The sequence below is a fragment of the Streptomyces sp. MB09-01 genome (assembly GCF_033794505.1).
Lineage (GTDB): Bacteria > Actinomycetota > Actinomycetes > Streptomycetales > Streptomycetaceae > Streptomyces.
This window is the reverse complement of the sequence record NZ_JARAYQ010000224.1, coordinates 1-13,831: the sequence shown is the minus strand read 5'-3', so window position 1 is coordinate 13,831 and position 13,831 is coordinate 1. Positions and strand designations below refer to the sequence as shown.

Annotated in this window: 13 protein-coding genes; 1 reads left to right on the top strand and 12 read right to left on the bottom strand. The window is 72.7% G+C overall.

Annotated elements, in window-relative coordinates; translation table 11 throughout:
* Positions 1-94: 94 nt before the first annotated feature.
* From PV721_RS33415 to PV721_RS33375, 9 genes are all read right to left on the bottom strand, one after another.
* Entirely contained in the window at positions 95-577 is a 483-nt protein-coding gene (locus tag PV721_RS33415) for a VOC family protein (RefSeq protein WP_319730981.1), read from the bottom strand.
* 125 nt (positions 578-702) lie between these two features.
* Positions 703-4,281 (bottom strand): bifunctional glycosyltransferase family 2 protein/CDP-glycerol:glycerophosphate glycerophosphotransferase, encoded by a 3,579-nt coding sequence (locus PV721_RS33410; protein ID WP_319730979.1) that lies wholly within the window; start codon positions 4,279-4,281, stop codon positions 703-705.
* Between the two features lie 169 nt (positions 4,282-4,450).
* On the bottom strand, positions 4,451-4,825 hold the full coding sequence (locus PV721_RS33405) for a hypothetical protein (RefSeq protein ID WP_319730977.1): 375 nt from the start codon (positions 4,823-4,825) through the stop codon (positions 4,451-4,453).
* Between the two features lie 86 nt (positions 4,826-4,911).
* On the bottom strand, positions 4,912-5,358 hold the full coding sequence (locus PV721_RS33400) for a roadblock/LC7 domain-containing protein (RefSeq protein ID WP_319730975.1): 447 nt from the start codon (positions 5,356-5,358) through the stop codon (positions 4,912-4,914).
* Between the two features lie 71 nt (positions 5,359-5,429).
* Entirely contained in the window at positions 5,430-6,227 is a 798-nt protein-coding gene (locus tag PV721_RS33395) for a transcriptional regulator (protein ID WP_319730973.1), read from the bottom strand.
* Complete coding sequence (locus PV721_RS33390; RefSeq protein WP_319730971.1) at positions 6,224-6,619, bottom strand: hypothetical protein; 396 nt, start codon at positions 6,617-6,619, stop codon at positions 6,224-6,226. The genes PV721_RS33395 and PV721_RS33390 overlap by 4 nt, the downstream gene beginning before the upstream one ends.
* 160 nt (positions 6,620-6,779) lie before the next feature.
* Positions 6,780-7,022, bottom strand: a complete 243-nt coding sequence (locus PV721_RS33385; protein ID WP_416371238.1) for a helix-turn-helix domain-containing protein — start codon at positions 7,020-7,022, stop codon at positions 6,780-6,782.
* 122 nt (positions 7,023-7,144) lie between these two features.
* Positions 7,145-7,765 (bottom strand): DUF6461 domain-containing protein, encoded by a 621-nt coding sequence (locus PV721_RS33380; RefSeq protein WP_319730969.1) that lies wholly within the window; start codon positions 7,763-7,765, stop codon positions 7,145-7,147.
* A gap of 61 nt (positions 7,766-7,826) precedes the next feature.
* On the bottom strand, positions 7,827-8,390 hold the full coding sequence (locus tag PV721_RS33375) for a TetR/AcrR family transcriptional regulator (protein WP_319730967.1): 564 nt from the start codon (positions 8,388-8,390) through the stop codon (positions 7,827-7,829).
* Between the two features lie 128 nt (positions 8,391-8,518).
* Between PV721_RS33375 and PV721_RS33370 the strand changes: the two genes are divergently transcribed.
* Positions 8,519-9,844 (top strand): helix-turn-helix domain-containing protein, encoded by a 1,326-nt coding sequence (locus tag PV721_RS33370; RefSeq protein ID WP_319730965.1) that lies wholly within the window; start codon positions 8,519-8,521, stop codon positions 9,842-9,844.
* Here the strand turns inward: PV721_RS33370 and PV721_RS33365 are convergent.
* The 3 genes from PV721_RS33365 to PV721_RS33355 form a co-directional block, all read right to left on the bottom strand.
* Positions 9,759-11,702, bottom strand: a complete 1,944-nt coding sequence (locus tag PV721_RS33365; protein WP_319730963.1) for an APC family permease — start codon at positions 11,700-11,702, stop codon at positions 9,759-9,761. The genes PV721_RS33370 and PV721_RS33365 overlap by 86 nt on opposite strands.
* A 51-nt stretch (positions 11,703-11,753) precedes the next feature.
* On the bottom strand, positions 11,754-13,166 hold the full coding sequence (locus PV721_RS33360; RefSeq protein WP_319730961.1) for a PucR family transcriptional regulator: 1,413 nt from the start codon (positions 13,164-13,166) through the stop codon (positions 11,754-11,756).
* 160 nt (positions 13,167-13,326) lie between these two features.
* Positions 13,327-13,782 carry a (2Fe-2S)-binding protein gene (locus tag PV721_RS33355; protein ID WP_319730983.1) on the bottom strand — a complete coding sequence of 152 codons (456 nt, stop codon included), beginning with the start codon at positions 13,780-13,782 and terminating at the stop codon, positions 13,327-13,329.
* Positions 13,783-13,831 lie beyond the last annotated feature (49 nt).

Below are 13,831 nucleotides of genomic sequence, written 5' to 3'. Positions count from 1 at the left end.
ACTTCCTCCACACCTACAACCACCACCGCTGCCACACCGCACTGGACGGCAAGCCACCGATCAGCCGTGTGAACAACCCTGCGGGTCAATACACCTAGGCCGCGTCGGCCGCGCGGCGCATCTCCGCCACGTCCAGCTTCTTCATCTTCATCATGGCGGCCATCGCCCGGGCGGCCCGCTTCGGGTCCGGGTCGCTGACCAGGTCGACGGCACCGGGCGGGACGACCTGCCAGGACACCCCGAACCTGTCCTTGACCCAGCCGCAGGCGGACTCCTGGCCGCCGTCCTTGGTCAGCGTGTCGTAGTAGTAGTCCGCCTCGGCCTCGTCGGCGCAGTTGATCATGAAGGAGATCGCCTCGGTGAAGGAGAACTGCGGTCCGCCGTTGAGGCCGACGAACCGCTGCCCGTTGATCTCGAACTCGACGGTCATCACCGAGCCCTCCGACCCCGGGTTCGCCTCCGTGTAGCGCGCGATCCGTCCGATCCGGCCGTCCTTGAACACGGACACGTAGTACTCGGCGGCCGCTTCCGCGTCGCCGTCGAACCACAGACACGTGGTGAAACCGTTGCCGCTCATCTCTGCCTCCAGGCCGGTGCGTGGACGGTGGGTACCGCTCCTCACATACAGACCGGCCCCGGGCCCGAAATTCATCGGTGGGCCCGGGGCCGGTCTGTGTCCAGCCGGGTTTTCGCTCGTACGGCCTACTTCGCGGGCGCCGCACCCATGGCGAGCATGCGGTCGACGACGCGGGCGGTGGCGTTGCCGTCGTCCAGGTCGCAGAACTCCTCGCGGAACGCCGCCCGCGCCCCGGCGTACTGCGCCCCGACCTCGTCGGCGTTGCGCACGGCCTCGATCAGGCTCGCCGAGTCCGCCAGCAGCGGGCCGGGCGCCTTCTCCTCCAGGTCGAAGTTGAAGCCGCGCAGCGTGCCGCGGTAGTGCGCCAGGTCGTACGTGAAGAGCAGGATCGGCCGGTCGGTGTGCGCGAAGTCGAAGATCGCGGAGGAGTAGTCCGAGATCAGCACGTCGGCGACCAGCAGCAGGTCGGCGGCGTCGGGCCAGCGGGACACGTCGACGACGAAGCCGTCGCGCACGCCCTCGCGGACCTGCTCGGTCACGTGGTGGTGGCCGCGGACCAGCAGCACGTGGTCCTCGCCCAGCTCACGGCGGGCCTGCTCCAGGTCGATCCGCAGGTCGAGCTTGTAGCCGCCGGACCAGCCCTCGCAGTTCTCACGCCACGTCGGCATGTAGAGGACGACCTTCTTGCCCTCGGGCAGGCCGAGCCGCCGCCGGACCTCCGCGATCCGCTCGGCGTCGGGCCGTACGAGTGCGTCCGTACGCGGGCTGCCGGCCTCGATGACCTCGCCGTCGTAGCCGAGGGCGCGCTTGAGGATCGGCGTGGCGTAGGAGCTCGGGGAGGCCAGCAGGGACCACTGGGCACTGTCGTGCTCCAGCCCCTCCAGGATCTCCGGGCTCGTGTAGTAGTCGTGCACGAAGTCGTGCCCGATCTGCTTGATCGGCGTGCCGTGCCACGTCTGTACGACGACCTGGCCGGCGCGGCGCTGGAAGAGCCGCGGCACGTTGTCGTTGGTCACGTAGTAGCGGGCGCGGGCCAGCACCTCCCACGACTCCAGGCTGCCGTACTGCACGGCGCGCGCGGTCGCCGGAACCTCGGCGCGGCCGTCGCGGACCAGCCAGATGTGCTCCAGCTTCTCGCCGCGGCGCAGCAGTTCCTCGTGGATGGCGCGCGGCGAGTCGCCGGCGCCGTTCCCCTGGAAGGTGTCGTAGACGACCATGTCCTTGACCGGCAGGGCGCGCTGCGCCGGGTAGGTCTCGAAACGGGCGACGCGCTGGGCGAAGTTGGAGCGGTCGTGCGGGCTCAGCAGCGGGTCGGCGACCAGCACCATGCGGTCGTGGAAGCGGGTCTCGACCCGCATCCGGCGGCCCTGCGTGCTGAAGGGGTGCGGGCCGGCGAAGAGCAGGCCGGGGCCCATCTGCACGGGAGCGCCGCGGTCGACGCCGAGCAGGCCCGCGGTGGTTCCGGCCTGGGCGACCGGGCGCAGCGTGGGCCACCAGCGGCCCTCGGGGAGCGTGGTCCGGCCGGCGTACGCCTCGGGGAGCACGGGCTGGAAGGTGGTCGCGAAGGCGTCCCCGTCACGGGTGACGGGGTAGCTGAACTCGACGCCGTGCGCGTTGTGCAGGACGAGCTCGTACGGCTCGTCGGCGGGCGCCACGAACCGGCCCCGCAGGGTCACGGTGCCGTCCTCGGCGGTGACCTCGTCCACCAGCGGCGGGGAGGGCTGCACCGAGAGGGTCAGGTGTCCGGTGTTGCCGCGCTTGGCGAACAGCGAGCGGCCGTCGTCCTCGCCGGGCAGGGGCAGGACCAGGCCGTTGAAGCCGCCGCGCTCGTCGTGGACCATGCGGTGCTCGGTGCCGTCGGCGCCGATCACGGAGAGGCTCCAAGGCTCGGGGGCCCACTCGCCGGGCTCGACCTCGGCGTCCGGTACGGCGGCCAGCTCGGCCAGCGCGACGCGTGCGGTGAAGGGGACGCGGCCGGAGCGGGCCGCGGCGGTCTCCAGCGGGAAGGTGAGGACGGTGCCGGTGGTGACGTGGACGGCCCGCAGCGCGGACACGGCGCCGACCTCGGCGGAAAGCTCACCGGTGATCTCGACGGCGTCGTCACCGGCGGGGTGGACGTCCAGGGCGCGGGCGCGGACGACCTCGACCTGGATGGTGAGGGAACCGGAGACGGCCGGGACGATCCGGACGTCGGGGGCCACCCACTGCGGGGGCGGGTTCTGGCCGGTGTCGTGCTCGCCGCCGCGCAGGCGGGCGCGGTGCAGACCGCCGGCCCCGGTGACGGCGATGGACGTGGTCCATATTCCGTCGCGCCACTTGCCGCCCGACTGGAAGATCGAGGGGTCGACGACGGCGGTGAAGCCGGCCCAGTCGGCGTGTCGCAGGGCGAGGTGCGGGGACTTCACGGTGGCCATCGGGGAGGCGACCGTACGGGTGCCGACCACGGAGCGGCGGCGCTTGCCGCCCTCGCGGAAGACCAGCATCTTGCGCGAGCCGAGGCGGCTCTCCGCGCCGAGGTGGCCGGGGAGGGCGTAGCCGCGCAGCAGCAGCTTGCCGTCGGCCCAGGCCGCCTGCTCCAGGCGGCTGACGACGCGGCGCTCGCGCGGGCCCAGGGTGAGGACCTTGGCGGGGACCGGCGGACGGCCCTGCAGGAAGGGGTAGTCCGCCTGCGGGCGGGCGAGGCCCTTGACCGGCACGCTGTAGTGGTAGTCGCGCTGGTGGTGCAGGAGGGCGATGAAGTCCTCGACGCGGCCTTCGCCGGCCAGGTAGGCCTTGAGCCGGTCGGCGACCGTCAGATCGGGCCAGGGGCCGGTGCCGATCTCGCGGACCAGGCCGCCGACCTCCTTGACGAAGGCGGCGCGGAAGTCGGGGCCGCCCTCGGCCACGTACTTGTAGATGAGCGGGAGTTCCTCGCTCAGCACGTTGTAGTCGTAGTCGCGCAGGTAGCGGACGTACTTGGCGCCCTGCTTGGCCTTGAGGGACTCGCGGACCAGGCGGACGGACTTCACGCGGTCGATCAGGGAGATCGGGTCGGTGGAGCGCTGGGTGATGGAGCGCTCGCCCGTCTCGCGGACGCGCCAGTGGTAGACGCAGTCGCTGATGATGTCGACGCTGGACGCGAAGTAGTGCGCGGGGATGCTGACCGGGGCGTCCTCGTAGAGGATGCCCTCCGGGTACTGGAAGCCGTGCTCGTCCCAGAAGGTGCGCCGGTAGACCTTGTTCCACGCGGTGCGGTCGGTGACCAGTGCCGGGAACTTGGAGATGTGGGTCTTCAGCTGGGTCTTGGCGAAGGCCGCCCGGTGGCCCCACGACTGCTGCATGCCGACCGAGCGGAAGCGCTTGACGTTGCCTCCGGCGAAGTCCGAGCCCGTCTCGTCGAGGGCGTCGATCATCCGCTGGTAGGCGTAGTCCGGCATGGTGTCGTCGCTGTCGACGAAGGCCAGGTACTCACTGTCCGGGTGGGCGTGGCGGGCGCCGACGTTCCGGGCGGCGCCGAGGCCGGCGTTCTCCTGCATCACGACACGGAACCGCTTGTCCCGGGCCGCGAAGGCCTTGGCTATGACGGCGCTGGTGTCCGTGGACCCGTCGTCCACGAGGATGGCCTCGAAGTCGCCGAACGTCTGAGCGGCGATGGATTCCAGGCACTCGTCGAGGTAGAGCTCGACGTTGTAGACGGGGACGACGATGCTCAGGCGCGGGGGCATGGGTGGCGGGTTCTCCAGCGTTTTGTGCTTTATCGATGATCAGCTGCTCACAGCATCCTACTAGGTAGCAGAATCATGAACTCCTCCCTTATCGGGCATACCACGGCTGATCGCCGGTGCGGACGGCAAAGATTTAAGCCGTCCGCCACCTCGACGTCTCGGTCCCGGGTCAGACCTCCAGCTCGGCCTCGATCTTCTTCAGCTGGTGGCGGGCCATCGCGAGGTTGGCCCGGCCCTTGTCAAGGGCGAGGTAGAGGAAGAAGCCCGAGGTGCCCCGGCCCTTCAGCAGGCGGATCAGGTGGTACTGGCTGCCGAGGGTGATGAGGATGTCCTCGATCTCGTCCTTGAGGCCGAGCATCTCCATCGTGCGGACCTTGGCGCGGACCACGTCCGTGTTGCCGGCGGCCGCGACCGTGAGGTCGAGGTCCTTTCCGCCGCCGACGGTCCCGAGGGCCATGCCGCTGCCGTAGTCGACGAGGGCGGCGCCGAGCGCGCCTTCGATGGTGGTGGTGGCTTCCTTGAGCGTGGTCTCTACGTTTGCCATGAGGGATTCCTCTTCCTTTGTCTGTTCTGTCGTTCGGTGGGGCGGTACGTGGTTCCGGTTCGGCCTGGCAGTGGCGCCGTACGGGGTCAGGCAGGCGGAGCGGGCGGCAGCGGGGGAAGGGGCGGAAGGCCGGAGCCGCGCCGCCCGAGGATGTGGTCGATCAGTTCGGCTATCCGGAGGCTGGAGCGCCGGGCCTCGAGGTGGAGGCGCCCGACGTTGACGCGGGGCTCCGCGGTCAGGGTGAGGACGGCCGCCATGCCCGCCGCGTAGGTGGCCACGTATCCGTCCTCGCCCCGCACCAGCAGCTCGCGGAACGCGCCCTGCCCGGTGCTGTCGCTCAGCCGCTGGGCCACGCCGAGGGCGGCCGCGGTGAGGGCGGCGACGGATTCGGCCTCCGCGGCCGCGCTGTCCTGGGCGAGGACGAAGCCGTCGGCGCTCGCGGCGAGCGCACCGGTGAGCTGGGGTACCCGGGCCCGCAGCCTGCGGAGCTCGGCGAGTATCTCGGCCTCCGCCTCGGGGGGCACCGTACTCATGTCGGGCTTTCTCCTTTCGGGCTGCCTCCGCTCGGAGCGGTCGGCGCGCAGGGCCGGTCGCAGCGGGAGCCTCACAGGCTTGCCTCCAGTGCGTCGCGTAAGCGGCGGAGCAGCGCCACGTCCGGGGATTGGGCCTGGGTCATCCAGTCGGGCAGGGGTGCCGCGACCGGGGGCGGAGCCGGGGTGTGCGGGGTCTCGACCAGTCCGGCCGCCGCGAGGCGCCGTACGTCGAGCAGTGTGTGGAAGGCGGGCCGGCCCAGCACCCACGCGAGGTCCGCCGGGGTGCGCACGCCGTCGGACTCGCGCAGCAGGATCCGCTGCCGGGCGCTGACCGTCTGGCCGGGCGAGGCCGCCCGGGGCACCACGGGGGCGGTGTCCAGCAGCGGGTACGGCCAGACCGCGTCGAGCAGTTCACGTCGGCGGCGCGTCTCCCGTTCGACGGCGGCGGCCGGGACGGAGCGGACCGAGCCGATCCAGTGGGTGGCCCCGCGGCGGAACCGGGAGGGCCCGCTGCCCGGGGACAGCGCGAAGAACGCGGCGTCGAAGATGGCGGCTATGTGGCAGATCTCCAGCTCCCCGTCGGCGAGACCGCCGCTGTCCACGAGGAAGCGGGCGACCTGGCGGCGGGCGCCGGCCCGGTCCACGGCCTCGCGCCAGCGCTCGGGGGCGAGGCCGCCGCCGGTGGTGAGCAGGACGTCCAGGCCGGGGGTGGCCGGACTCTCCGCGTGCACGATGCGGCCGTCCTCCAGGAAGAGGGTGCCGCGGTCGCGGAGCAGGGCGCCGGTGGCGCGCTCCGCGGCGAGCCGGGTGAGCAGGGGGGAAACGGCGGTGAACGCGTTCGCGGCCGTGGCCGTGGCCGGGGTGGTCATCTGAGCACCAGCCCTTCGGCCAGGGTCTTGAGTCTGTGGCGGGCGAGGGCGAGGTTGCCGTCGGCCCGGTCGAGCCACAGGTGCAGGAAGACGCTGCTGTCGAAGCTCGTGTCGACGAAGCGCAGGACGTGGTAGCCGGAGCGGGTGGTGACGATCAGGTCCTCGACGGGCGGTCCGGCCGTGTCATCGCCCGGCGCCGGCGAGGCGAAGGACTCGTACTCGGCGGCCGCCCGGGCCAGCTCGGCGGTCTCGGCGGCGGTGGTCTCGTGGTCGCCCACGGGCGACTCCCCGGCGGTGCCGAGGGCCAGTCCGCTGCTCCAGTCGACCAGCGCGGCCCCCCGCGCACCAGGCAGGGCCATGGCTTCGAGCAGGCATTCGTCGATCCCGGGCACGCGGGCTCCCCTCCCGGCCGGACGTGCTGTTTGCACGGTCGTACGGCGCGACAGGAGGGAACTTACTCAACTTCCACAGTACGAAAGGGCGTTCTGGCATTTTCCGCTGGAACATGCCATGAAGCACGTGAGAGCTTGGCCGGAACGCGTCGATATTTGATCACGAAGCGAGCGGAAGATCGTCCGAGAGTCGGAACGAGCCGCCCTCGCGCTGGACGTACCCCTCGTGACTGAGGGTGCGCAGCAGGTGGTAAACGGTGGGCAACGGGATCCCGGTGACCCGGGCGAGCCGCTTGGCCGTCGCCCCGCCTTCGGCGTGCATCGCTTCCACGAGCCGCAGCGCGCGCTGCACGGAACCGATCAGGGTGGGTGTGCTGTCCTTCTGGCTGTGGTCGGTACCCATGGTGAGTCCCCCTGCTTGGTGCGAGGCCTGGCGAACCCATCAAAGTCGCTCACCGGCCGCAAAACCAGCGGACTCGCGTAAACCTGAGCATAAGATCACCGGATACCGGTCGGTCGGTTCCGCTAGCGCGTGCAGGTCACGTACGCCGGGAGCGGCGTGTCCTCGATCAGACGGCGCGGCAGGGACAGCCCGAAGCGGTGTTCCAGGACGGCGAGGGTGTGGCGGTCGCGGTCCTCGAACGGTTCCTCGTCGGGGCGGGCGCACGCGCCGTCCGGCGCGAGTATCTTGGCCGCGATCAGCTCCGGAAGCAGGAAGTCCGGCTGGTGGCCGCCGCGCCAGCATTCCTCGCCGAGGCCGAAGCAGCACACCAGCTCGCCGCTGCGCGCGTACGCGAACTGCTTGGGCGGGTGGTCGGGCTGGGGGTCGAGGTGGACGGCCTCGACGGCGCCCCGGGACACCTCGGCGAGCCGTTCCGCGCCGGCCGGCAGCCCGTGTTCCACGGCGAAGGACCAGTCGCCCCACCGGCCGACCCGGGCCACGCCGTCCCCGTCGACCGTCTCCGTGACCATGCTCCAGGCGTCCAGCGCGCCCAGCGGCCCGGGCTGGACCCCGGGTACCGCGCCGAGCCGCGCGGCGAGTTCGTCGGGGCCGATGCCCCGGGCGAAGGTCAGGCCGACGAACCATCCGTCCCAGCCGGCCAGCCACTGGATTCCGCCGGCCGCGCCGGCTCCGCCCTCGGCCATGTGCGCCATCCCTCCCCACGGTCTCCCCCGCGATGCCGGTGCTCCCTCACCGGCACGATAGTCAGTCGGCGGACCGCTCCGGGAGGAGGCGCTCGACCATCGTCTCGATGAGCCCCTCCACCGGGTGGGCCTCCAGCATCGCCGGCGCGGTCAGGTCGTCCACGATGAGGCCCAACATCGCGAGGTACAGCAGGACCACGCCCTGCCGGTCCCCCGGCAGGCCCGCCTCGATGTGCCAGGCGATGTTCGCCTCCAGCTCCTCGCCCTGGAAGCCGGCCAGCTCCGCCTGGAGTTCGGGGCGCCGGGTGCCCTCCAGCCGCAGTTCCAGCATCGCGATGTGCACGCTTCGCTCGCGCCGCATCCGCTCCAGGAGCCGGGTCAGCAGCACCTTGGTGTCCAGCGGGCCGGCCAGGTCCGCCGGCTCCGGCGCCAGCCGCTCCCGGGTGCGGTGCAGGATCTGCACGAGCAGCTGGGCCCGGTTGGCGAAGTAGTTCGAGGCGGTACCGGTGGGCACACCCGCCTCGGCGTCCACCGCGCGCAGTGTCAGGCCGCGCGAGCCCTCGCGCGCCAGGACTTCGATGGCGGCGTCGAGCAGTGCGGCGCGGCGCTGCGGATTCTGGCGCATGGGCGGTCCCTGGGGGTGGGTGCGGCACATCGAGTGATCACTGCAAGTGCAGTGCTTCGCCCACGGTAGCGGATGCGCCCGCCCCAGGCCCTCCCCACCGTCCCCTCCCCCGTGTCAGGCTGCCCGTCATGGAGCGGATCATCGAGGAGATACGCGAGGACCTGTCCCGCCGGATCGCCGTCGCGGCGGACCGGCTCGCCGACCGGACGCTGACGGAGGATCCCGCCTACGCCGCCCTGCTCGGCCGGGCCGAGCTGCGCGAGCGGATCCACCACCACCTGCGCCAGGCCGTCGAGGGGCTGGTCCGCAGCTCGCGGGGCCTGCCGGTCGAGCTCGCCGACGCCCGGGCGACCGGCGCGCTGCGGGCCGAACAGGGGCTGCCGCTCGCCTCCCTGCTGCGCACCTACCGCCGCGGCGGCCGGGTGCTCTGGCAGACCCTCACCGAGGCCGTGGCCGCGCACGACCGGGCGGCGCTGCCCCGGCTGCTGCCGGGCGCGACCGCGTTGTGGGACGTACTGGACCAGATGACGGACGCCGTCGCCGAGTCGTACCGCCGCACCGAGGCCGCGCGCGCCGACCGTGACCGGGAGCGCCGGGCGGCCCTGCTGGACGTCCTGCTGGACGGGGCGGCCGACAGCGGCGGGGTGACGGCCGCGCAGGCGGCGGCGCGGCTGGGCCTGCCGGAGCGGGGCCGGTTCGCGGTGGTCGTGGTGGGGTCCGGCGGCGAGGGCCTGTCCGCCGGCCCGGGCGCGGGCCCGACTGCGGGCCCGGCCGCCGGACAGGGCCACGCCCCCGCTCCGCGCGTGCTGTGGCGGGTCCGCGGCGACGGGGAGATCGGCCTGGTGGAGTTGGGCCACCATCCGCTGGAGTCCGTACGGGAGCTGCTCGCGCCGCTCGGCCTGCGCGCCGGGGTCAGCCCGGTCGTCGGCGAGGCGGCCGAACTGGCCCGGGCGCACCGGCTGGCGGCCCTGGCGCTGCGCACGGCTCCGGAGTCGGGCGGTCCGCGGACGGCGCTGCTGGACGAGCGGCTGCCGGCGGCGCTGGTCGCCGCCGAGGCCGAACTCGCCGGCCGGCTGCGGCGGGTGGTGCTGGGGCCGGTGCTCGCGCTGCCCGTCGAGGACCGGCGCACCCTGCTGACCACCCTCGGCACCTGGCTCGCCTGCCAGGGCTCGACCACGTCCGCCGCGCAGCGGCTGTACTGCCACCGCAACACGGTCTCCAACCGGCTGCGCCGTCTGGAGCAGCTCACCGGCCGTTCCCTCACCGACCCGCGGCACGTGGTGGAACTGGCGCTGGCGCACGCGGCGGTGGTCCAGCACGCCGCGGCCCAGCACGCCGCCGCGGGCCGGCTTGCCGCCGGGGAACCGCCTACCCCTCCTGCCGCGCGGGCTGGTGCTCGGGTTTCGCCGACTCCAGCAGGTACGGCACGTCGATCACCGCGACGCCCGGCGTGAACAGCAGCCGCGCCTTCAGCCGCAGGGCGTTCTGGTTGTGCAGCGGCTGTTCCCACCAGTGGCCCACGACGTACTCCGGGATCACCACCGACAGCACGTCCGTGGCGGAGTCCGCGGCGAGTTCCTGGACGTGCGCCATGATCGGGCCCACCACCTCGCGGTACGGCGAGTGCAGGATCTTCAGGGGCAGGCCCGGATCGTGCGCCGCCCAGCCCTCCCGCAGCCGGGCCGCCTCCCCCTCGTCGGCGGCGACGGTGACCGCGGTCAGGGTGTCGGGGCGCAGCCCCTGCGCGTAGCCGATGGCCTTGAGCGTCGGGGCCTGCACGGCGGCGACCAGGACCAGGACGTGGTGGCGGGCCGGCTTGCGCGGTTTGGCGTCGGGGGCCACGGAGACCTGGCGGGCGACCTGGTCGTAGTGGCGGCGTACGCCCTTCATGCCGAGGAAGAGCAGCGGCATGGCGATGACGACCAGCCATGCCCCGTGCGTGAACTTGGTGAGCAGGACGATGACCAGGACCAGGGCGGTCAGGGAGGCGCCGACGGCGTTGATGGCGCGCCTGCGGTGGATGTGGACGCGCTCCTCGCGCGGCGTGGCGGGCGAGTCGAGTGCCTTGCGCCAGTGCCGGACCATGCCCGCCTGGGAGAGGGTGAAGGAGACGAAGACGCCGATGATGTACAGCTGGATGAGGCGGGTCAGCTGGGCGTCGAAGGCGACGATGAGGGCGATGGCGGCGAGCGCGAGGAGGACGACGCCGTTGGAGTAGACGAGCCGGTCGCCGCGGTTGGAGAGCTGGCGGGGCGCGTAGCGGTCCCTGGCCAGGATCGAGGCCAGCATCGGGAAGCCGTTGAAGGCGGTGTTCGCCGCGAGGATCAGCACGCCGGCGGTGACGGCCTGGAGCAGGTAGAAGAGGAAGTGCCAGTTGCCGAAGGTGGCGCGGCCGATCTGGGCGAGGGCGGTGGAGGTCGCGGTGCCGGGCGGCAGGCCCAGTTCGGTGGGGTCGGCCGCGACGTGTACCTGGTACGACATGGCCAGGGCCGTGACGCCCGTGAACATCGTGACCGAGAGCGCGCCCATCGCGGCGAGCGTGGTCGCCGCGTTCTTGGCCTTGGGCTTGCGGAAGGCGGGGACGCCGTTGCTGATCGCCTCGACGCCGGTGAGGGCGGTGCAGCCGGAGGCGAAGGCGCGCATCGCGAGGAACACCAGGGCGATTCCGGTGTAGGTGCCTTCCGCGGTGATCGGCAGGTGGGCGGACTCGGCGCGGATGGTGTCGCCGGTGCCCAGGCGCACGGCGGCGACGGCGAACATCAGGTAGATGACGAGGACGAAGCCGTAGGTGGGAATGGCGAAGACGCGGCCCGACTCCCTTACGCCGCGCAGGTTCATCAGGGTGAGCAGCACCACGAAGGCGACCGACAGGGCCACTTCGTGGTCGTTCAGCGAGGGGATGGCGGAGGTGATGGCGGAGACGCCGGAGACGACGGAGACCGCGACGGTCATCACGTAGTCGACGAGCAGGGCGCTCGCGGCGGTGAGCGCCGCGCTCTGCCCGAGGTTCTCCGCGCTGACGACGTAGGCGCCGCCCCCGCCGGGGTACGCGTGGCAGGTCTGCCGGTAGGAGGCGACGACCACCACGAGCAGGAAGACGATGGCGGCGGCCGCGTACCAGGTGAGGTGGAGCAGTGCGACGCCGCCGAGGGCCAGGATCAGCAGGATCTCCTCGGTGGCGTAGGCCACCGAGGAGAGGGGGTCGCTGCAGAAGATCGGCAGGGCGAGCCGTTTGGGCAGCAGGGTCTCGCCCAGGCGCGCGGTGTCGAGGGGTTCACCGACCAGCACGCGTTTCGCATGGATTCGCCTCATTGGGGCATGATCGTCGATTCTTTTCGCCCATCATCCCTTTTGCGGCTTGTGTCACCCTGCGAGCTCCTCCGCCCGGTGAGCCAGCCAGAGGTCGTACCGGGCGCTCGGGGACTGGAGCAGGGAGCGCTCCAGCAGCACCTCGACGCGGCTCAGCCGCTTGCGGGCACCCGGGACGGAGACGCCCAGCGCCGCTGCCGCCGGAACGAGTTGCGCGTCGTGCGCCAGCCAGGCGCGGACCGTGTCGCGCGCGCCCGACGGGGCGTCCGGTCCGCTCAGCGCGCTCAGCTGGGTGCGGGCCCAGGCGGTCACGCGCGGATCGCGCAGCACCGCGTCGAGGCCCGGGGCGGCCGCGGTCGGGCCGGTCCCCGGCCGCGCACCGGGGGTGAGCCGCAGCGCCAGCGAGAGCGCCGCCTGGTCCCCCAGTCGTGCGAGATCCAGCCCGAGCAGCGCCTCCACCAGCCGGAGCCGGGCGGCGAGCGTGTTGCGGTGGATCTTCAGCAGCCGGGTGGCGTGCGAGGAGAAGTTCAGCCAGGCGTGGGCGGTGGCGCGCAGTTCCTGTCCGCCGGGGTCCTGGGGACGCCGGGGCTCGTATGCGTGCAGGGGCGCGAGCAGGGCCTGCGCCCAGCCGGCTCCGGCCTCGTGGGCGGCGAGCGCCAGCTCGGGGCCGGGCCCGAAACGGGCGTGCCGCTCGTCCCGCTCCCGGGCGACGGCCAAGGCGTGGAAGGCCTGGGTGTAGGCGGACGGGGCCTCGCGCAGGTGCAGTTCCCCGCTGGACCCGACCGTGCAGTCCGGGTCCACCGCGACCAGGGCGTCCGCGAGGGGGTCCTGCCCGGCCGGCACCGCCGTTCCGGACGGGACGAGCACGATGAGGTGGCGCACGTAGACCGGGCAGCGCACGATCCAGGCCCGGCCGTCCGTCAGCTCCTCGCACAGCCGGGCCACTTCGGCGCGCCCGCCGGTGCGGCATTCGACGACGTACATCCGCATCGGCTCGGGCAGCGAGGGCCCCAGCGCCTCGGCGATCTGGTGGGCGGTGGAGAGCCGGCCGTTCATGAGCAGGTGCAGCACCGCCTCGCGGGCCCGCGCCTCGGCGAGCGCCGCCCGCTCCTCCCGCCCGGCGGCCTCCTCGGCGCGCAGCACGAGGGCGAGCGGTACGGCGGCGTCCGCGAGCAGGGTGGCGGCGTCGGGGTGGTGCGGCTGCTCCAGTACGGCGGCCAGCGCGCGCCCGCCGTCCAGCGCGAACAGCAGCGTGGCGGAGCCGGGGGCGTGCAGGACGGCCGACCGTACGCCCCGGGCGGTCAGTTCGGCGGCTCCCCGCACGGCGGTCTCCGGGCCCCGGCCCTGTTCGGCGTCCACCACCCCGGTCCATCCGCCGAGGCGGACGGAGAGCCACTCCAACAGGGCGGCCGAGCCGCCGGAGCGGGCGAGCCGGTGCAGCTTGAGGACGTCGTCGGACCGGGGCACCGGCGCATTCAACCATCCGCCGCTCACTGTGCGCTGTGATACCCGTCTCGGGCGGTCACTGTGCACGGCGAACCCTGCCGACGGCCGCCGGACCGCATAGGTTTGGCCAGGAGCGGCCGGATCCCGGCATTCACGGGGGAAGTCCGGGGTCCGCCGCCGCTCACATCTTGGCGGCCGCGCTGCGGATGGCCTCGCGGATGCGGAAGTACGTACCGCAGCGGCAGATGTTGGCGATGGCGTCGATGTCCTCGTCCGTGGGCTCGCTGGTGCGCTTGAGCAGGGCGACGGCGGCCATGATCTGGCCGGGCTGGCAGAAGCCGCACTGGGCGACGTCCTGTTCGAGCCAGGCCTCCTGCACCGGGTGCAGGTCGTCCCCGTTCGCCAGTCCCTCGATGGTGGTCACTTCCCTGCCCGCGCACGCGGAGACGGGCACCACGCACGGGCGGACGTCGGCGCCGTCGAGGTGGCTGGTGCAGGCCTTGCAGACGTCCACCCCGCAGCCGTACTTGGGCCCGCGGACGCCCAGCATGTCGCGGAGCACCCACAGCAGGGGCAGATCGTCGGGCGCGTCCACGGTGACGCTCTGCCCGTTGACGGTGAAGGTGTGCGAGGGCACGGCGTACTCCTGGATCCGGACCGGCGGGGGGTGGGGGGCTAGCGGGGGT